At 64.9% G+C, this 18699-nt stretch carries 15 protein-coding genes; 14 read left to right on the forward strand and 1 reads right to left on the reverse strand.

Annotated features, from left to right (window positions below; genetic code table 11):
• The first annotated feature begins 79 nt into the window (after positions 1-79).
• The 8 genes from GZH52_RS00930 to GZH52_RS00965 all read left to right on the forward strand — a co-directional run bounded on the left by GZH52_RS00930 (position 80) and on the right by GZH52_RS00965 (position 10188).
• Positions 80-1510 carry an NCS1 family nucleobase:cation symporter-1 gene (locus GZH52_RS00930; RefSeq protein ID WP_163314674.1) on the forward strand — a complete coding sequence of 477 codons (1431 nt, stop codon included), beginning with the start codon at positions 80-82 and terminating at the stop codon, positions 1508-1510.
• Positions 1511-1727: 217 nt separating this feature from the next.
• Entirely contained in the window at positions 1728-3158 is a 1431-nt protein-coding gene (locus tag GZH52_RS00935; RefSeq protein WP_163314675.1) for a YfcC family protein, read from the forward strand.
• A gap of 43 nt (positions 3159-3201) precedes the next feature.
• Positions 3202-4569, forward strand: coding sequence for an allantoinase AllB (allB, locus tag GZH52_RS00940; RefSeq protein ID WP_163314676.1), 1368 nt, complete (start codon positions 3202-3204; stop codon positions 4567-4569).
• Positions 4570-4928: 359 nt separating this feature from the next.
• A complete protein-coding gene (locus GZH52_RS00945; protein ID WP_163314677.1) occupies positions 4929-6365 on the forward strand; it encodes a YfcC family protein in 1437 nt (478 codons plus the stop codon).
• Between the two features lie 62 nt (positions 6366-6427).
• On the forward strand, positions 6428-7804 hold the full coding sequence (locus tag GZH52_RS00950; protein ID WP_163314678.1) for a YfcC family protein: 1377 nt from the start codon (positions 6428-6430) through the stop codon (positions 7802-7804).
• 228 nt (positions 7805-8032) lie between these two features.
• Positions 8033-9196 carry a M20 aminoacylase family protein gene (locus GZH52_RS00955; protein WP_163314679.1) on the forward strand — a complete coding sequence of 388 codons (1164 nt, stop codon included), beginning with the start codon at positions 8033-8035 and terminating at the stop codon, positions 9194-9196.
• Entirely contained in the window at positions 9193-9678 is a 486-nt protein-coding gene (locus GZH52_RS00960) for a nucleoside deaminase (protein WP_163314680.1), read from the forward strand. The genes GZH52_RS00955 and GZH52_RS00960 overlap by 4 nt, the downstream gene beginning before the upstream one ends.
• Entirely contained in the window at positions 9679-10188 is a 510-nt protein-coding gene (locus tag GZH52_RS00965) for a YgjV family protein (protein WP_163314681.1), read from the forward strand.
• 3 nt (positions 10189-10191) lie between these two features.
• Here the strand turns inward: GZH52_RS00965 and GZH52_RS00970 are convergent, their stop codons facing one another.
• Positions 10192-11010: a hypothetical protein gene (locus GZH52_RS00970; RefSeq protein WP_163314682.1), complete on the reverse strand. Its 819-nt coding sequence runs from the start codon at positions 11008-11010 to the stop codon at positions 10192-10194.
• Between the two features lie 102 nt (positions 11011-11112).
• On the opposite strand from GZH52_RS00970, the gene GZH52_RS16640 reads away from it, so the two are divergent.
• The 6 genes from GZH52_RS16640 to GZH52_RS01000 all read left to right on the forward strand — a co-directional run bounded on the left by GZH52_RS16640 (position 11113) and on the right by GZH52_RS01000 (position 18526).
• Positions 11113-14007 (forward strand): hypothetical protein, encoded by a 2895-nt coding sequence (locus tag GZH52_RS16640; RefSeq protein ID WP_203525549.1) that lies wholly within the window; start codon positions 11113-11115, stop codon positions 14005-14007.
• The gene (locus GZH52_RS00980; protein WP_163314683.1) at positions 14004-14786 is read left to right on the forward strand and encodes a CHAP domain-containing protein; all 783 of its coding nucleotides are present in this window, start codon (positions 14004-14006) and stop codon (positions 14784-14786) included. Before GZH52_RS16640 ends, GZH52_RS00980 begins: the two co-directional genes overlap by 4 nt.
• 75 nt (positions 14787-14861) lie before the next feature.
• Entirely contained in the window at positions 14862-15500 is a 639-nt protein-coding gene (locus tag GZH52_RS00985) for a PEP-CTERM sorting domain-containing protein (RefSeq protein ID WP_163314684.1), read from the forward strand.
• Between the two features lie 81 nt (positions 15501-15581).
• Positions 15582-16199 carry a PEP-CTERM sorting domain-containing protein gene (locus tag GZH52_RS00990; protein WP_163314685.1) on the forward strand — a complete coding sequence of 206 codons (618 nt, stop codon included), beginning with the start codon at positions 15582-15584 and terminating at the stop codon, positions 16197-16199.
• Positions 16200-16310: 111 nt separating this feature from the next.
• Positions 16311-17864 carry a T6SS phospholipase effector Tle1-like catalytic domain-containing protein gene (locus tag GZH52_RS00995; RefSeq protein ID WP_163314686.1) on the forward strand — a complete coding sequence of 518 codons (1554 nt, stop codon included), beginning with the start codon at positions 16311-16313 and terminating at the stop codon, positions 17862-17864.
• A gap of 86 nt (positions 17865-17950) precedes the next feature.
• The gene (locus tag GZH52_RS01000) at positions 17951-18526 is read left to right on the forward strand and encodes a hypothetical protein (protein ID WP_163314687.1); all 576 of its coding nucleotides are present in this window, start codon (positions 17951-17953) and stop codon (positions 18524-18526) included.
• Positions 18527-18699: the final 173 nt, after the last annotated feature.

The following is an 18699-nucleotide window of genomic DNA, read 5'->3' on the forward strand; positions in this document are numbered from 1 at the left end:
GACGGGACACGCCGTTTCGCTGCATTGCAGTGCCGCGCATGCCGCATGCGGGCGCTGCCGTTCGCAAAGGAATGTCCTGATGGCATCCAACGAATCCCTCTCCCTCCCGTTTACCCCGAGCGACCGCCTCGCCAACGAGGACCTGCTGCCGGTGGCCGAGCGCCGCTGGGGGACCTACAGCTTCTTTGCCTTGTGGATGAGCGATATCCACAGCCTGGGCGGCTATGTGTTCGCCGCGGGCCTGTTCTTCCTCGGCCTCGCCGGCTGGCAGATCCTGCTCGCGATGCTGGCCGGCATCCTGATCGTCAACCAGCTGCTCAACGGTGTCGGCGTGATGGGGCAGAAGACCGGCGTGCCGTACCCGGTGCTCGCACGGCTGAGCTTCGGCGTGTTCGGCGCCAACATCCCGGCGCTGATCCGCGCGGCGGTCGGCATCGTCTGGTACGGCGTGCAGACCTGGCTCGCTTCGCTGTCGCTGGTGATCCTGGTCGAGGCCGTGTGGCCGGGCGCGTCCGCCGCGCTGCCCGGCCAGTGGCTGGGGCTCACCGCGCTTGGCTGGATCTGCTTCATGTCGATGTGGCTGCTGCAGCTGGTGCTGTTCTGGCGCGGCATGGAGTGGGTGCGCCGCTTCATCGATTTTTGCGGGCCGGCGGTGTACCTGGTGATGTTCGCGCTGGCGGCGTGGATGCTGAGCCAGGCCGGCTGGGGGGCGTTCACCCTGCGCCTGTCCGACCGGGTGCTGAGCACGGCCGACACCGTTTACGAGATGCTGGGCGTGGTCGCGCTGGTGGTCGCGTATTTCGCCGCGCTGTTGCTGAACTTCGCCGACTTCTCGCGCTTCGGCGTCAGCGAGCAGGCGGTGCGCCGCGGCAACTTCTGGGGGCTGCCGATCAACTTCATGCTGTTCGCGCTGGTGACGGTGATCGTCACCGCCAGCACGCTGGTGGTGTTCGGCGAGGCCATCCTCGACCCGATCGAGGTGGTGCACCGCATCGAGAACAAGCCGGTGCTGATCCTGGGCAGCCTGACCTTCGTCATCGCGACCATAGGCATCAACATCGTCGCCAACTTCGTGTCGGCCGCGTACGACATCGCCAACGTCGCGCCGCGCCACATCACCTTCGCGCGCGGCGGGCTGATCACCGCGCTGCTGTCGATCGCGGTGCTGCCCTGGCAGCTCTACCACAACCCGGTGGTGATCAACCTGTTCGTCGGGGGGCTGGGCGCCTGCCTGGGGCCGCTGTTCGGCGTGATCATGGTCGACTACTACTGGACGCGCCGCCGCCAGGTGGTGATTGCCGACCTGTACAGCGAAGACCCGGCCGGCCGCTACTGGTACCAGGGCGGGGTCAACCTGCGCGCGGTCGCGGCCTTCGTGCCGGCGGCCTCGCTCGCCTGCATGGTGGTGCTGTGGCCGGGGGCAGGGCACCTCGAAGCGTACGGCTGGCTGATCGGCACGCTGGCGGCCGCCGCGATCTACGCGCTGATCATGCCGCGCGAGCCGGCCTGACGCGCAAACGGGAAGGCTGGTTTGCATCGACAGCAACCCTTCTGTCATTTGTCTGCACCGGCCATCCGCCTTGGCGTGTCCGGACAAGGAAATGACACGGGCAGACAGGCGTAAAAAGCAATGGCTCGCTACACTGCGTCCCGAGTCAAGCAGGCAGGTCCGGCCTTCGCTGCAGGGCCTGCCGCTTCGGACATAAACCTGGATGACAGGAGCGAGCATGTTGGGCAAACACGCTTTGAAGGGCGGGAGCTTCCGGCTCCCGAATATCTACCTGATTCTGGTCGGCTTCATGGCCGTGGTGGCCTTGCTGACCCGCTGGATACCCGCAGGCAGCTACCAGCGCGCCGAAATGATGACCGCCGCCGGCCCACGCATGGTCGCCGTCGCCGACAGTTTCCAGTTCCTCCCTTCCTCTCCCGTTACCCTCTGGCAGTTCATCACCGCGATCCCCGACGGTATGGTCGGCGCGGCCGACATCGTGTTCATGACGCTGCTGGTCGGCGGCTCGGTCGGCCTGATCCGCCGTACCGGCGTGGTCGACCTCGGCATCCAGTCGCTGATCCGCGTGGTCGGCGGGCGCTCGCAACTGGTGATCCCGCTTCTGATGGCGCTGTTCGCGTCTATCTGCGGCTTTATCGGCGTGCCCGAGCTGTCGATCGCCTTCCTGCCGATGCTGCTGCCGATGTTCTACCGCATGGGCTACGACGGCATGACCGCGGTCGCGGTCGCGCTATTGCCGACCACGCTGGGCTTCGCCTTCGGCATCACCATCCCCGGCACCGTCGGCATCGGCCAGAGCATCGCCCAGTTGCCGATGTTCTCCGCCGCCGGCTACCGCGCCGGGATGCTCGCGCTGGTGATGCTGGTCGCCATCGCCTACACCTGGCGCTACGCCGCCCGCGTCAAGGCCAACCCGGCGGCGAGCCTGGTGTTCGATACCGACGCCGAACTGCGCACCCGCTTGCTCAGTACCCGCAACGGCGAGGAGGCCGTCCGTTTCACGCAGCGGCAGAAGCTCGCCGGCGTGCTGTGCGGCGTCTCGCTGATCGGCGTGATCGTCGCCATCCTCAAGTGGCAGCTGAGCTTCAACGCGATCAGCGGCCTGTTTCTCGCCGTCGCCGTTGCCACCGCCCTGATCGCCGGCAAGCGCGCCAACGCGCTGTGCGAGGATCTGGACGAATCCTTCCGCGAGATCCTGGTCGGCGCGCTGATCTGCGGCCTGGCCCGTGCGATCTCGGTGCTGATGAGCCACGGCCAGATCGCCGACACCATCGTCTACGGCATCGTCGGCCTGGTGTCCGACTTCAGCGGCGCCGTCGCGGTGATCACCGTCTTCCTGTGCCAGGCGATGTTCAACGCATTGATCCCGTCCGGCAGCGGGCAGACCGTGCTGACCATGCCGGTGCTGGTGCCGCTGGCCGACCTGTTGGGCATCACCCGCCAGACCATGGTGCTCGCCACCCAGATGGGCGACGGCATGACCAACATCCTGTTCCCGACCTCGGGCTACTTCATCGCCACGCTGGCGATCGCCCGGGTCGACTACCTCAAGTGGCTGCGCTTTTACCTGCCGCTGTTTGGCGTGCTGCTCGCGATTGCGGCCGGCTCGCTGACGCTGGCGTACACGATCGCGCTGGGGCCGTTCTGACCCCAAGGCAGCCACCCAACCTTCAACCATCAAGGAAATCCCAATGCTCGATACCCTGATCCGCAACGCGCGCCTGGTGCTGCGCAACGAAGTGGTGAACGCCGAACTCGGCATCCGCGACGGCAAGATCGCCGTGATCGCCGACCATGTCGAAGAGCCGGCGCGCGAGACCGTCGACGCCGCGGGCCAGTACGTGATGCCGGGCATGGTCGACGTGCACATGCATATTTCCGAGCCGGGGCGCACCGAGTGGGAAGGTTACGAGACGGGCAGCCAGGCGATGGCCGCCGGCGGTACCACCTGCTTTGTCGAGATGCCGCTGAACACCATCCCGGCCACCACCGACGTCGCCGCGATGGACCTGAAGATCGGCGCCGCCAGCGGCCAGTGCCACGTCGACTACGCGCTGATGGGCGGCCTCGTACCGTGGAACTTCGACGACCTCAAGCCGATGTCGCAAGCCGGCGTCGCCGCGTACAAGTGCTTCGTCGCCACCTGCGGCTCGGGCAAGCCGGGCGACTTCAAGAACGTCAACGACTTCGAGCTGTACGAAGGCATGAAGATCCTCGCCGAGACCGGCGACCTCTTGGTGATTCACTGCGAGAACGCCGCGCTGACCGACGGGCTGGGCAAGAAGGCGCGCGCCGAGGGCAAGAGCAAGGTGTCCGACTACGTCGCCAGCCGCCCGGTGTTCACCGAAGTGGAAGCGGTGCAGCGCGTGCTCTTGATCGCCAAGGAAACCGGCTGCCGCGTGCATATCGCGCACAACAGCTGCCCGGAAGCGGTCGACGCCATCCACCGCGCCATCGCCGACGGCGTCGACGCGTCGGTCGAGTCGTGCCCGCACTACTTCCTGCTCGCCACCGAAGAGCTCGACGCGATCGGCCCGCGCGCCAAGTGCTCGCCGCCGATCCGCGACTACGCCAACCAGGCGCGCATGTGGGAATATCTCGCTGCCGGCAAGATCGGCATCCTCGGCTCCGACCACTCGCCGTGCACCTTCGACCTCAAAGACAAGGAAAACGCGTTTGACGCGTGGGGCGGCCTGTCGGCCTGCCAGAACAGCGTCGACGCGATGTTCGACGCCGGCGTCAAGCAGCGCGGCCTCAGCCCGACCCTGCTCGCGCAGGTGCTCGCGACCAACCCGGCCGAGCGTTTCGGCCTGAAGGACAAGGGCGAGATCGCGATCGGCAAGGACGCCGATCTGGTGTTCATCGACCCCGAGCAGTCGTACACGGTGAGCGCCGAAGGCCTCTACTACAAGAACAAGCACAGCGCGTACGAGGGCCGCAAGATCGATTGCCGCGTCACCCGCACCGTGCTGCGCGGGCGCACCATCTTCGAACTGGGCAAGGACTTCGGCAAGGCAGACGGCCGCCTGATCCGCGTCACCGGCAAGCAGGGCAGCTAAGCCTGTTTTGTTGTTTTTCCACCAAGGCACCGGCACCGCGCCGGTGCCTTTTTTGTCGTCTGCGGGTTGGCGGGCGTGGACTGTCCAGCCTTCATTCTGCTGCCGTAATCTGTCTGTGCGTGCCATGCGCTGGCGTGCGATGACAGGTGTTTTGATGGGTTGATTTCCGCTGTAAGCATTGCCAGGCAAGCTTTTTTGCGTTTTGTCAAACAAGTGTGCATGGCCGGACACGCTGGCGTGCAAGGACAGTGTGCGGGGCCGTGTTTGTCATTACGGTAGTGGATACTCCCCGCCCGGCAAGCAGGCATGCCGGGCCAGGTCGCCGTATCCGAATCGCAAACTTTCAGTGGAGATCAACGATGGCCATTCCTGTTTCAACGCCCCCCGCGCATCAGGCCGTAGCCAAACCGGCCGGCAAGTTCGAGATCCCGGACATCTACGTGATCCTGGGCGCGATGATCGTGTTCGTCGCCTTGCTCAGCTACGTGATCCCGGCCGGCGAGTACCAGCGCGAGATCGTCAACGGCCGCGCGACGGTGGTCGCCGGCTCGTTCGCCTTTATCGAGCAGCAGCCGGTGGGGTTCATGCAGGTGGTCGAGGCGATCCCGACCGGCCTCGTCAAGGCGGGCGACGTGGTGATCCTGACCTTGCTGGTCGGCGGCGCGGTCGGCGTGATCCGCGGCGCCGGCATCATCAACTACGGCATCGACAAGCTGCTGGGCGCGCTGGGCAGCCGCACCAGCCTGATGATCCCGGTGCTCACCTCGGTCGGCGGCGTGATCTCGGCCTTCATCGGCACGCCCGAGCTCGGTATCGCCTACCTGCCCATCGTGCTGCCGCTGATGCTGCGCCTGGGCTACGACACGATGACGGCCACCGCGATCGCGCTATTGGGCCCCTCGGTCGGCTTCGCGTTCGCGCTGACCGCGCCGGCGACGGTCGGCACCGCCCACCTGTTGGGCGAACTGCCGATGTTCTCGGGCGCCGCCTTCCGCTTCGCCTTCCTCGCGCTCGCGCTCGCGATCAGCACCGCCTTCATCATGCGCCACGCGGCGCGGGTGAAGGCCGACCCGGAGAAGAGCCCGACCGCCGAACTCGACGCGACGCTGCGCGCGCGTTTCGCCGGCGAGGAGGGGGCAGCGGACAGCCGCTACACCCCGCGCCAGCGCATGGCCGGTGCGGCGACCTTGCTGATGTTCGTCGCCATCATCGCGGCCATCCTTGAGTTCAAGCTCGGGTTCATGGCGATCTCCGGCCTCTTCATGCTGATGGCGGTCGCCGCCTGCCTGCTGGCCGGGCAGACGCTCAACGCGATCTGCGTCAGTTACAACGACGCGATGAAGGGCGTGATGGTCGGCGCGCTGATCTGCGGCATCGCCCGCGGCGTGTCGGTGGTGCTCGAGCAGGGCATGATCATGGACACCATCGTGTTCTGGCTGTCCGAGATGCTGGGCAGGCTGCCGCCGGCGGTCACCGCCTACGGCATCTTCGCCACCGAGTGGTTCTTCAACCTGATCGTGCCGTCCGGCTCGGGCAAGGCGGTGATCACGCTGCCCATCCTCTACCCGCTGGCCGACCTGGTCGGCGTCTCGCGCCAGATCGTGGTGCTCGGCCTGCAATGGGGCGAGGGCCTGGCCAACGTGATCCAGCCGACCGAAGGCTACTTCATGGCCATCCTGGCGATGGCCGGCGTGCCGCTGAACCGCTGGGTACGCTTCTTCCTGCCCCTGCTGGGCCTGCTGGTCGCGCTGGCGCTGGCCGGCCTGTTCGTCGCGCAACTGGTCGCGCTCGCCTGAAACCGCAAGCGGCCGGCTCCGCGCCGGCCTTTTTTGACCGTGCTCTTGTCGGGAGATGTGCCATGACAACCCCACGATCCAGAACGGCCGCCTGGCCGATGCCCGATGTCTACCTGATCCTGCTCGCCTTCGTGCTGTTGATGGGCCTGTTGACCTGGCTGGTGCCGGCCGGCAGTTACGAGCGCGAACTGCGCGAGACGCTGCTCGGCACCCGCGCGGTGGTGCTGCCCGGCACCTACCAGCTGGTCGAGGCATCGCCGGTCGGTTTCATGCAACTGGTCACCGCCTTGCCGGACGGCCTGTCCAGCGCCAGCGAGATCGTGTTCATGACGCTCTTGGTCGGCGGCGCGGTCGGCGTGGTCGCGCGCGCCGGCATCCTCGAATTCGGCATCCACCACCTGCTGCGCGCGCTGGGGACGCGCGCCGAGCTGACCATCCCCATCCTGATGGCGATGTTCGCGTTGCTGGCCGCCTTCATCGGCACGCCGGAGCTGGCGATCGCCTACCTGCCCATCATCCTGCCGCTGTTCCGGCGGCTGGGCTACGACGCGGTGACCGCGACGGCGACCGCGCTGCTGGCGACCTCGCTCGGCTTCACCTTCGGCATCACCGCGCCGACCACCGTCGGCGTCGGCCAGAGCATCGCCCAGTTGCCGCTGTTCTCCGGCGCGGCGGTGCGCGCGCTGGTGTGGCTGGGCGCGATCGCGCTGTGCGCGGCCTACGTGCTGCGCCACGCACGGCGCACCCGCCAGGCGCCGTCTGACGAGGGCACCCACGCGCTGCCGGTGTTCAGCGCCCGCCTGCGCTGGGCCGCCGGCGTCACCGCCTTGCTGTTTGTCGCGGTGATCGCGTCCATCATCGTGTTCGGCCTCAAGTTCAACGCGATCGGCGGGCTGTTCGTGCTGATGGCCGTGACCGGCGCGCTGGTGGCCGGGCGCTCGCCCAACGGCATCTGCGAAGACTTCAACGCAGCGTTCCGCGACATCCTGGTCGGCGCGCTGATCTGCGGCTTTGCCCGCGCCATCGCGGTGGTGATGGAGCAGGGACAGATCGCCGACACCGTCGTCCACCACCTGGAGACGCTGACCGGCGACATGTCGTCGTACGCGGCCTTGCTGTCGATCTTCGGCTTCCAGGCGCTGTTCAACCTGCTGGTGTCCTCCGGCAGCGGGCAGACCATCCTGACCATGCCGGTGCTGGTACCGCTGGGCGACCTGCTGGACATCACCCGGCAGACGCTGGTGCTGGCGACCCAGTTCGGCGACGGGCTGACCAACCTGGTGTTTCCGACCTCGGGCTACTTCGTCGCGACGCTGGCGATCGGCAAGGTCGGCTATCCGGCGTGGCTGCGCTTTTACGCGCCACTGTTCGCGACCCTCGCGCTGTACGCCGGCGTCGTGTTGTGCCTCGCGCACGCGCTGCGTTTCGGCCCGTTCTGAGTCGCGGCGCGCAAAGCCAATCGCTTGTCGGGCGCAGACAGGCCGGCGGCATGCACTGCCGGTACAGTGAATCCGTGCACGCAGCCTGATGCCCGACAAGGATGGTTGGACCCAGGCACCGGTTCCGCCCGGCCGGCCTTGCGTGCCGCCTCAACCGTCCACCAAACCGGTTGAACTCCTGCAGGCACCGGTTTGACGCCGGTGCCTGAACCCATTGGAAGACCGCCCATGCTGACAGCCGAACGCCTCAAACAACTGACCGCCCTGCGCCGCGATCTGCACGCGCACCCCGAACTTGCCTTCGCCGAGCGGCGCACCGCCGCGCTCATCGCGCGCGAACTGGCGGCGCTGGGCTTGCCGGTGCACGAGGGCATCGGCGGCACCGGCGTGGTGGCGGTGGTCGAGGGCGCGCGGCCCGGCCCTGCGGTCGGCCTGCGCGCCGACATGGACGCCTTGCCGATGCAGGAGGGCAACACCTTCGCGCACGCGTCGCGCCACGCCGGCTGCATGCACGGCTGCGGGCACGACGGCCACAGCGCGATGCTGCTGGGCGCCGCCGGTGTATTGGCGCGCTCGCGCGACTTCGCCGGCACCGTCTACCTGATCTTCCAGCCGGCCGAGGAGATGGAAGGCGGCGCCGTCGCCATGATCGAAGACGGCCTGTTCACCCGTTTCCCGATGCAGGCGGTGTACGGCCTGCACAACTGGCCGGGGCTGCCGGCCGGGCAGGTGGCGGTGCAGGCCGGGCCGATGATGGCCGGCATGGACCTGTTCGAGATCGTGGTCACCGGCCGCGGCAGCCACGCGGCGATGCCGCACGAGGGCAACGACGCGCTGGTCGCCGCCGCGCAGTTGGTCACCGCGATCCAGACCATCGCCAGCCGCAGCGTCAGCCCGCTGGAGAGCGCGGTGGTCAGCGTGACCCAGCTGCACGCGGGCGACGCGTACAACGTGTTGCCCGAGCAGGTGGTGGTGCGCGGCACCTGCCGTTACTTCAAGCCGGCCGTGCAGGCGGCGATCCGCGCGCGGCTGGACGGGCTGTGCGGCGGCCTCGAGCTCGCCTTCGGGGTGAGGGCCGCGCTCGACTACCGGGTGCGCTACCCGGCGGTGTGCAACGACGAGGCGCACGCCGCCGTCGCCGCCGCTGCCGCGCGCCGCGCGCTGGGGGACGCCGGGCTGTGCACGCGCTTTGCGCCGTCGATGGCGAGCGAGGATTTCGCGGCGATGCTGGGTGCAGTGCCCGGTGCGCTGGTGTGGCTGGGCGCCGACAACGCGCACGCGCCCAGCGCCCCGCTACACAACCCGGCGTACGACTTCAACGACGCGCTGATCGAACCGGGGGTGCGCTTCTGGGTGGCGCTCGCGCACGACGCGCTGGAGGCGCTCGCATGAACACGCTGGCCGAGGCAGACGATTTCGACCGCGCGATGCTCGCGCGCGCGGTGCTAGAGGCTGAACAGGCGCGCCTTGCCGGCGACAGGCCTTTCGGCGCGCTGATCGCCGAGCACGGCGGCCGCCTGCTCGCGCTCGGCCGTAACCGCGAAGCAAGCAACGCCGACCCGACCGCGCACGCCGAGATCGACGCGTTGCGCAGCCTGACCCCGCGTGCGCTGGGCAGCGCGGCAAGCCTGACCCTGTACGCCAGCGGCGAACCCTGCCCGCAGTGCGCGGCGGCGATCTTCTACAGCGGCATCCGCCGCGTGGTGTACGCCGTCGGCGCCGACACCATGCGCGCGTGCGAGGAAGAGGGCGCACCGGTGCTTACGATGGGTTGCCGCGAGGTATTCGCCGCCGGCTCGCACCCGGTGTGCGTGGTCGGCCCGGTCGAGGTCGAACTGGGGCGTGAGGTGCTGCGCCGCCACTTCGGCCGCTAGATGCTGACGCTTGGGCTGGCCGCGCAGGCGGCGATGCTGCTGGCGATCGCCTGCGACGTGGTGGCGTTCCAGCTGCACGGCCGCCGTCGTCTCCTGCTGTGCATGAGCGGCGGCATGGCGCTGGTGTGCCTGCACTTCGCGCTGCTCGCGCAGTGGACGGCGGCGCTGACCATGCTGCTCGCCGTCGTGCGCAACTTCGCCAGCCTCAGGCGGCGGACTCCAGCCGTCGAACTCGGCTTTGCCTTGCTGATCGTCGCCGGTGCCACGCTGACCTGGGGCGGGCTGGCCAGCCTGCTCGCCTGCACCGGCGCGCTGCTGGCCAACCGGGCGATGTTCGCCGCGAGCGAGCGCGCCTTGCGCGCGCTGCAACTGCTGGCGACCCTGGTATGGATCGCGCACAACCTCGCCGTCGGCAGCCCGCTCGCCGTGTTGCGCGAGGCGCTGGTGTTCACGAGCAACCTTGTCGGCAGCTGGCGCTTGTACCGGCGGAGCGATATCGGGCAGCCATAGGCATCACTGGGCTGCGCTGGTTTCCTTTGCCTTGACCGGCTGCGCGTAGCCGCAGAGCCTCCCCCCTTTGTCAGCAATGGCTTGCCCGCCGTTAGCCATGGTTTCCAGTTGTGTGCAATGCGCATCGATCTGCACGAGCAGCGCATCCTTCCACTTTTTGTATTCTTCTTCCGGCATCTGTACGGGCTGGTTTGATGTTGCGTTGACCATGCTCATCAGCGCGTCGGCGTAGGCGTTGGCGTAGAGCAGGTCGCGAAAGCCGTTGCGGATGATGTCGGGCGCGTTGGTGGCGATTTCGCGCAGCGAGAGCTGGCTGACCAGCCCGAACAGGTTGCTGCGTACGGGGCGGGTGGCCGCCTGCATCACGCCGACCACGGAGAACAAAGCCGCCGGCTGCTGCAGCGCGTACTCGGCGTTTTTAAGATGTTCTTCTTGAGATGGCGGCAGCAGCAGTTGGTGGAGCGTATCCAGCCGGTCGAGCGCGAGGCGGGTGTTGTTGACCAGCAAGGACGCGTCGCGTACCGGGTTGTCCGAGTCGGTTGCGATGCGGCGGGCGCCGAAGCGGGTGAACGCGTCGATCACCAAATAGGCGCGTAGCAGGCGGCGCTGCTTGTCGACGACCGGCTCCGTGTACACCGGCTTGGACGGAAATGCCTCCCCACATTGTTTTTCGTCGGCGGGTTCGTCTTTGAGCAAGTCGCAACTGCTTTTGGTCAGTGCTTCTTGCACCTCGGTCGCGTCCAGGCGCGCCATGCCGGCGCATCCGGTCAGGGTGAGCGCCATCGCGCAGGCGATGGTGGTGGCGGTGCTGGTCAATCGCATGGGAACCTCCCGGTGCGGGCTTGGGAAAACACATAAAAAACATAGGTTTAACACTTTACCGCCGCCAGTTTCTCGCCTAAGCCGAAGTTTTGGCTGGCGGGCATGGCGATGATGGGCGCTGAACAGTCGCAGAACCGGCAGGATTGCCAACTCGACGAGAATGCGCAGAAGGCGGAAAGCCAACGGATAGACCGGCGCCGCAAACTGCTGGGTTGGCCGGACGGGGACGCCGCGCGCTGCGCGCTGGCGCTCTCCGGCGGCGGCATCCGCAGCGCGACTTTCTCGCTGGGGGTGGTGCAGGCGCTGGCGCGTCATGCCCCGGATGGCCAGCCGGTGGGCGACCCGTCGGCAGACACCGGCAGCACTCAACAAGACGATGAGGAGCAGCCGGAGCGCTCTTGGTTCGCCCGTTTCGACTATCTGTCGACGGTCAGCGGCGGCGGCTATCTGGGTGCCTTCCTGTGCAGCCTGTTCGTGCCCGGGCGCTTCCGGATACCGCCTGACAACAAGCCTGATCCCCAAAAGGAGGCCGCTCGCCTTGCGTACCGTGTGTTGCGCAAGGAGCCGCCTCCACGCTTCCGTCCCAGTTTGCGCATCAGGCAGCTGTCGCAGCCCGCAGGGACTTCGATGCCGCTCGCCTGGCTGCGCGACAACGGCCGTTACCTGCTGCCGACCGGTGCAGGAGACACCGGTTACGCGCTGGCCCTCCTGATCCGTAACCTGCTGTCGGTCCATCTGGTGATCGGGGTGGGGGTGTTGTGCATCTTGGGTCTGCTGGCGCTGGGGTCGCTGGGCGCGGGGAGCTTACTGGCTCAAGCCGGAGAGGGGGTGTTGCCGCAAGCCCTGCCATTGGGGACGGCATGGAAGCTGATTGCTGTGGCCACGCTGCAGGGCGGGGATGTCGACTGGGTTGCCGTGCCTGCCGGCGGAAGCGCCTGGTGGCCGTCCCCCGCATGGTGGCTGCTGCCCTTACTGGCGCTTGTCTGGCTGATGCCCGCCATGCTGGCCTACTGGCTATCCGACCGGATCATGGCCCTGTCAGGCCACAAGATACTGTGGCAGGTGCCGTTCTCGGACCTGTTGCTTGCCGGTTTGGCTGTGGTGTTGCTGTGGCTCGAGCTTGAACAGCGCTGGTCACCGCAATTAGCCATCTGGCGCTGGCTGGCCTGGGGCTTGCTGTGGGTGGGATTCGCCGCGCGCTGCCTGACGGGTTGGCTGCAGCGTCAGGTGCGCAGCCAGCTGGGGGGTGATGCCTCGCCGGACATGCTGGCACCCGGCTACCGGGTGCGGGTCACCCGCCATCTTGCGACCGGTTTGGCCGTGCTGCTGGGGGTGGCCGTACTGGCGCTGGCGGAGTCGCTCGGGCAGTCGCTGTACCTGTACATGGTCAGGAACGAGCCAGCGCTAACGTTGGGCGGCCTGCTGTCGGTGCTCGCGGGCTTGTTTTCGGTGGTGCGTTACCTCGCCCGCTTCTTTGACGAGAAGACACCGTCCGGCTGGCTGGCGCGCCTGCCGCTGGCTGCCATCACCGGTGCCGCCGCCACCGTGCTCGCCCTGCTGCTGCTGGCGCTGTGGGCGCTAGCCGTGCAGTGGGTGGCGTGGGCGGGACAGCCGCCCGGCGCGGATGCCTTGCCCTGGGCCTTGGGGCGGCTTGGCCTGCTGCTGGGGGCGAGCCTGCTGCTGCTGTGGTGGACAGGCCACGCGCCCGGCTTTCTCGATTTATCGTCCTTGCAGCAGTTTTACGCGGCACGCCTGACGCGGGCCTATCTGGGGGCGAGCAACGGCACGCGCTTCCAGAGCCCGGAGCGGGCCTCGTACAGCAGCGCCGAGCCGGTGCCGGGCGACGACCTGAGCCTGCAAGACTATTACCGGGAAGGTTCGGCCGCGCCGCTGCACCTGATCAATTGCACCCTCAACCAGACGCTAGGGCCGGCCGAGCAACTGGTGCAGCGCGACCGCAAGGGCAAGCCGGTCTGTATCGCGCCTGCCGTAGCCACGCCATGCGGTGGCACGCCGGACCGCCCGCCGCTTTCCTACCACATCCTTGTAGACGGCCACCTGGCCAGACGGAAGGGTCGCTGTCCTGTCAGACCGGGTGAAGGCGTACCCGCAGGGCTGGGCGCGTGGATCGCCATTTCCGGCGCCGCGTTTTCGACCGGCCTCGGGCGGACCACCTCTCTTGGTACTTCGCTATTGTGCGGCCTCGCCAATATCCGCCTGGGGCGGTGGATGCAGCTTCCGCGCGACGAAACCGGCGTAGCGACCAGGGACGCAAGCCAAAACCCGTCCGAGCGGCCATCCCGATGGTTGGCCATGCTGCCGAACCAGACGCTGTTGCTGCGTGAATGGACGGCGCGCTTTCACGGCTTGCATGCGCCGTGGCAATACCTGTCCGACGGCGGCCACTTCGAGAACCTCGGCGTTTACGAACTGCTGCGCCCCGGCCGCGACGTGCGGCTGATCATCGCCTGCGACTGTGGTGCCGATCCCGATTACCGCTTCAACGATCTGGCCAACCTGGTGCGCCTCGTGCGCGTCGACTTCGGCCGGGAGATCGAAGTGGACGAGGCGGCGATGGCCGCCCTGCAGCCTGCCAATGCGCGCAGAGTCTTTGCCACCCCGCAACAGTTGCGGCAGGCGGAACTTGCGCGGCGTGCCGGGCAAGCCAGCCCGCCGGACGACGACGCGTGCGCCGTCCTGCTCAGGGTGCGCCCCGCCGGTGAGTTAGAACCCGTCTGCCACATCGTGCTGATCAAGCCGCGGGTGCCGGCCGGCGTGCCGGTCGACGTGGCGCACTACGCCGCGTTGAACCCCGCCTTTCCGCAGCAGACCACTGTCGACCAGTTCTTCGACGACCAGCAATGGGAGAGCTACCGCAAGCTGGGGCTGCTCTGTGGCGAGCACGTGGTGCGGGCGCTGGCAAGCAGTGGGGAGGTGGCGCGCTGGCTGTGCCAGCCGCCGGAGCAGGCAGTCAACCAAGAAGGAGCATTGAGATGAAATATCCGGGCAGGGTGGTCCGGCTGGGCGAGGCGGACCCGAAGGTGGTCAAGGCGGTCAAGGCGCAGCTGAACAAGGCGCTGCACCTGGCACAGGAGGCAGGCGGTGCGCTCGACGAGGCCAACCCCAACTTCGGCGTGACGACCGAGCAGGCGGTCAAGCTGTTCCAGAGCCGCAACGTCGATGCGCTGCGCCAGCCGCTACGCCAGGACGGAGAGATCGGCGCGCTGACCTGGGCGGCGCTGTTCGGCGAGGCGAACGTGCCGGTGGCGGAACAGGCCGGGACCCCGCTGCTGCAGAAGGTGGTCGAAGTCGCCGCCAGCCAGCTCGGCGTGCGCGAGAAGCCGAAAAACTCGAACAAAGGCGCGGAGGTCGTCGCCTATCTGCATTCGACCGGTACCGCGCCCGGTAACCCGTGGTGCTGCGCGTTCACCTACTGGTGCTTTGGCGAGGCGGCCAAGGCGCTGGGTGTGGCCAACCCCATGCTCCAGACCGCGCATTGCCTGACCCACTGGAACGGCGCCAAGCAGCAAGGCGCGCAGCGCGTACACAAGAGTGACGCGGTGGCCAACCCGGCGCTGGTGAAGCCGGGCATGCTGTTCATCATCGACCACGGTGGTGGGAGCGGGCACACCGGCGTGGTCGAGCGGGTGGCCGGCGAGTTTATCCACACCATCGAGGGCAACACCGACGGCTCGGGGACTCGCGAAGGTGGCGGCGTGTACCGGCTGCGCCGCAAGATCGACACCATCAACAAGGGCTTCATCGACTACGCGTAAGGATTGGCAGATTCCGGCCCGAAGCCGCCGGCAGCGCGGCGGGGCATGTGTGTGGACAAGGGGAAGGAGAAATTGATGCAGGCAAAAACCTTGTGGCAGGCGGCGCTCGCCGCCGCGCTGCTGTCGCCCGCCGCGCTGGCGGGGACTTTTTCCGGCGCGGCCAGCGGCCTCGCGGCACCACCGGCGACGCTGGTCGACTTTGAAAACGTGGTGCCGCCGGGGCCGCTGCCGGAGTTCCCTTACCTCGACGACTTCTACGCGGCGTCCGGGGTGAGTTTCAGCGGCTTTATCGGGGACCCGGGGCTACTGGGACTGGGGCAGGTGGCAATATCACAAACGTATGGCGTACTGGTGGGCGCAACGCTTCCGGCCGGCGCGGGTGGCAGGCCAGTAGAACCCGTGGAGATCCGCTTTGCGTCGCCGGTCAGCGCCGCGTCGTTCTGGACGCAGGACTTTTTAGGAGCTGGACTGGGTTCGGCTGAAGCATTCAGCGGCAACACGCTGGTCGCCTCGCTGACGCTGGCCAACGGCTACAACGGCTTCGACAACCTCAGCTTCGACCGTATCCGCTTCAGCCACGGCGATAGTTTGGTAGTCCTCCCCATCGATAACCTGGCCTTCCAGCCGGCGGCGCCGGTACCCGAGCCTGCCAGCGCGTTGTTGATGCTGTCCGGCCTCGGCGTCGTCGGCTGGTGGCGCCGGCGGCGGCACTGACGCCCATCGCCTCAAACCCGAGCCCGAAGCCGCCGGCAGCGCGGCGGGGCATGTGTGTGGACAAGGGGGAGGAGAAACTTAATGAAGGCGAAAAAATCCCTGGCCGGCGTGGCCATGCTCACGTTGACCCTTGGCCTCGCCGGCGGTGCGCACGCACAGCTTTTCAAGCGCGACCTGCTGGCGGGCGACCAACTGCTGGTGTTCGATAACGCCAGCGGGCTCGAATGGCTGCAACCAGTCGCGACCCTGGGAGGTGGGTACGAGGGGGCGGTGGTCAAGTCAGTAATGTCGACTTACGGCCTGCGCTACGCCTCATCTCAGGAGGTGCAACAGCTGATTCAGGGTAATTTTGGTGAGCTGGTGTTATTCCCTGATCACATTTACAAGAAAGAAAATGGGCCTGTGCTCAACAGCTTCTACGAGTGGTTCGATCCCATGAGTCGTTCGAGCTTCGACGACGACTATGGCAAGGATCTTTGGGCAAACTCGGCAGATGCCGTGCATGGTTACTCTTGGAGCAGTATCTCTGGCGGGGCGCCTTTCGTCTTTGAAGGCAGCCAAATCCGCGGCACCTGGCCACTGGCGGGCAACTGGCTGGTGCGTCCTGTCTCGCCGGTGCCCGAGCCGGCCAGCGCGCTGTTGATGCTGTCCGGCCTCGGCGTAGTCGGCTGGTGGCGCCGGAATCGTGGCCGGGAGTGAGATAGAAACTGAACGTTTAATTGAATATGTGATCCTGTTTTTATGATTTGAGTAAATGCGTCGCCTGCTTTGATTTGTTTGAGTGCAGTCATTCAGTTTGGAGTCATCAACATGCGCAATATTTATGTTTGTTTTGACGGGACATGGAATACGCCGGATCAAAAGGTTGGCGATATCGTTTGCCCAACCAATGTGCGCAGATTCTTCTGCACGTTGGCAGTGTCCGAGGTCATGAAGTTCTATCATCCCGGTGTCGGTACGGAAGGAAGTGGAATAAAAAAACTGGTGGATGGTGCATTGGGCTCCAGTATTGACGATCATATCGTCAACGGCTATCACTGGCTGTGCAGGAATTATCTTCCGTCTGACAGGATTTTCATCATCGGGTTCAGTCGCGGGGCATATTCGGCACGCAGCCTTGCCGGGATGATCGGACAGTGCTCCGGTTTGTTGAAACTATACGATAAGAGCGATGAGGAACAATGGAAAATTGTGAAGGATGCCTATCAGAACCGGTATCGCTTGCGTAATGCCCAGTGGGGGATGGATGTGAAACGCCTGAAAGACCAGGACGGTAAGGATGTCGGGGTTTACTTCGTAGGGGTCTGGGATACGGTGGGGGCTTTGGGCATTCCGGACGATGCTGAGTTGGCCAATATGCTTGACAGGCCAAGTGAGTACAGGTTTCACGACGTAGCATTGGGAAAACATGTGCAGCATGCCCGGCATGCTGTCGCAATGGATGAGGTGAGGTCGAGCTTTGCACCGACCTTGTGGGTAGATGAGCATAATGATCCATTCTCGGAGAAAGATTTTGGTGATGGCCGAACGGTCAAGCAAAAATGGTTTCCGGGCGTGCACTGTGATGTGGGTGGTGGCTACCTCGAGACAGGGCTTTCCGATCTTGCATTGAAGTGGATGATTGAGGAGGCACATCACCTAGGCGCAAAATTTGAAATTCCCATGCTGGCACAGATTATGCCGAACCCGTGCGGGTATATGCATGATTCTTACTCTGGTGTTTTTGAAATGTTCAGGAGTCAGCCAAGGAGCACGCCGGCCGTTGTTCAGGAGAGCGTAAATGATGGGCGACTCCATGCGTCTGTGCTGGACCGGCAGCGTGTGCCGCCTATCTCCCAGGCGCCCTATCGGGGGACAAGACTGCTCAGTGTTGGAGAGGAACTGGAAAATATAGAAATTTTCGCTAAGCATCGATGGGGGAATACCGGTGTGTACCTGAAAAAGGGTGCGACCTATCGGCTGGAGGCAAGCGGGGAGTGGGTGGACCGGACGATTCCATGTGGTCCGGGTGGTATGAATGACGGTGTTTTTCATCCGGGGGAAATCGTGCACTTAGCCGGATCGTTCCTTGACGGTTTAGAGGGCTGGTACGCAAAAGTTTTTAAAAACAAAAAGGCTGATTTCTATGCGTCGCGCAGGATGAGACATATGCCGTGGTTTGCCCTGGTCGGCGCGATTGCCAACGCGAAGAATCCGAATGCGGATGGTACTCCTTCCGATATGGAATATTTCTTGGTAGGTGCTGGCCCGGTTGAGATTATGCCAAAATCCTCTGGCTATTTGTACTGCTTTGCCAATGACGCGTGGCATTTTTACGATAATAATCGTGGTTCGGTACAGTTAACTTTTGAGAGAGTGGCATAGGCCGTGGTTGGTGCGCGCGTCATGCTTGTTTTTTATCAAGATTGGCGCGTGCATCGTGTCTGATTGAACTGACTCGCGGAGGTCGAATGCAACAGAATTTCAAAGTTTTAGGCCTGATCATTTTTGGGGTGGTGTTGCCGTCACTCATGTTCTTCAGCGCGTACTTTGGAATGGAAGAGTTGGTTGCTCCTCCGAATATAAATTCGCTTCAAGAAATTGCTGCGAGTTCCGCTCGCTGGACGAATGATCAGTACACGCTGTTCTCATCGATGTATCTAGAAAACGTGAACTATACCGTGGTGAGGAATAAGCAGGGGGTGAAGTTTTCTGTCATGAAGATCGGATTTGCCGTTTCCAGCGTAGGTATCGCGTTGCTGATACTCGGTTTTGACCGGAGGCAGGGCGCGGAGGGTCAATTTCATGGGGTCAGCCTGAAGCTTGAATCCTTTGGGGCTTTGGTGTTTGTCGTTGGTTCTTTGGTAGCTGCATATGCTGGTATTGTGGCGAATGAATACCAGACATCACAAACGCCGAACTATTTTTCAGATGCGGATTATATATCTAAGCGGCACATATTTCAGATAATGGACAGCTGTGCTAAGAATGGAAAGCTTGGTGTTGATTGTGTTCGTGTAGGAGTTACTCAGTTAGAAGGAGGGTGACATGAAAGGTCTGGCTATTCCGGTTGGTGCTGTTGTGGCGTTATTTTTTTTCGCATGGCGTCCTTGCTAAGGATCATTGTTGTTTCGTTAATGGGAAAAAAATTTGTACTGAACCATTGAGAGGTGGTACTGGAGTGAAGCTTCCAGAACAACAACCATGTGGAGGGGTAAAT

The organism is Crenobacter caeni, assembly GCF_010435965.1.
GTDB classification, from domain to species: domain Bacteria; phylum Pseudomonadota; class Gammaproteobacteria; order Burkholderiales; family Chromobacteriaceae; genus Craterilacuibacter; species Craterilacuibacter caeni.

What these genes read in the sequence shown, in the direction of transcription:
- GZH52_RS00935 (WP_163314675.1), top strand. Translation starts at nt 1,728, where the DNA reads ATGTTGGGCAAACACGCTTTGAAGGGCGGGAGCTTCCGGCTCCCGAAT.
- GZH52_RS00970 (WP_163314682.1), bottom strand. Translation starts at nt 11,010, where the DNA reads ATGCGATTGACCAGCACCGCCACCACCATCGCCTGCGCGATGGCGCTC.
- GZH52_RS00965 (WP_163314681.1), top strand. Translation starts at nt 9,679, where the DNA reads ATGCTGACGCTTGGGCTGGCCGCGCAGGCGGCGATGCTGCTGGCGATC.
- GZH52_RS01000 (WP_163314687.1), top strand. Translation starts at nt 17,951, where the DNA reads ATGCAACAGAATTTCAAAGTTTTAGGCCTGATCATTTTTGGGGTGGTG.
- GZH52_RS16640 (WP_203525549.1), top strand. Translation starts at nt 11,113, where the DNA reads ATGGCGATGATGGGCGCTGAACAGTCGCAGAACCGGCAGGATTGCCAA.
- GZH52_RS00945 (WP_163314677.1), top strand. Translation starts at nt 4,929, where the DNA reads ATGGCCATTCCTGTTTCAACGCCCCCCGCGCATCAGGCCGTAGCCAAA.
- GZH52_RS00955 (WP_163314679.1), top strand. Translation starts at nt 8,033, where the DNA reads ATGCTGACAGCCGAACGCCTCAAACAACTGACCGCCCTGCGCCGCGAT.
- GZH52_RS00980 (WP_163314683.1), top strand. Translation starts at nt 14,004, where the DNA reads ATGAAATATCCGGGCAGGGTGGTCCGGCTGGGCGAGGCGGACCCGAAG.
- GZH52_RS00995 (WP_163314686.1), top strand. Translation starts at nt 16,311, where the DNA reads ATGCGCAATATTTATGTTTGTTTTGACGGGACATGGAATACGCCGGAT.
- GZH52_RS00960 (WP_163314680.1), top strand. Translation starts at nt 9,193, where the DNA reads ATGAACACGCTGGCCGAGGCAGACGATTTCGACCGCGCGATGCTCGCG.
- GZH52_RS00985 (WP_163314684.1), top strand. Translation starts at nt 14,862, where the DNA reads ATGCAGGCAAAAACCTTGTGGCAGGCGGCGCTCGCCGCCGCGCTGCTG.
- GZH52_RS00950 (WP_163314678.1), top strand. Translation starts at nt 6,428, where the DNA reads ATGACAACCCCACGATCCAGAACGGCCGCCTGGCCGATGCCCGATGTC.
- GZH52_RS00930 (WP_163314674.1), top strand. Translation starts at nt 80, where the DNA reads ATGGCATCCAACGAATCCCTCTCCCTCCCGTTTACCCCGAGCGACCGC.
- GZH52_RS00990 (WP_163314685.1), top strand. Translation starts at nt 15,582, where the DNA reads ATGAAGGCGAAAAAATCCCTGGCCGGCGTGGCCATGCTCACGTTGACC.
- allB (WP_163314676.1), top strand. Translation starts at nt 3,202, where the DNA reads ATGCTCGATACCCTGATCCGCAACGCGCGCCTGGTGCTGCGCAACGAA.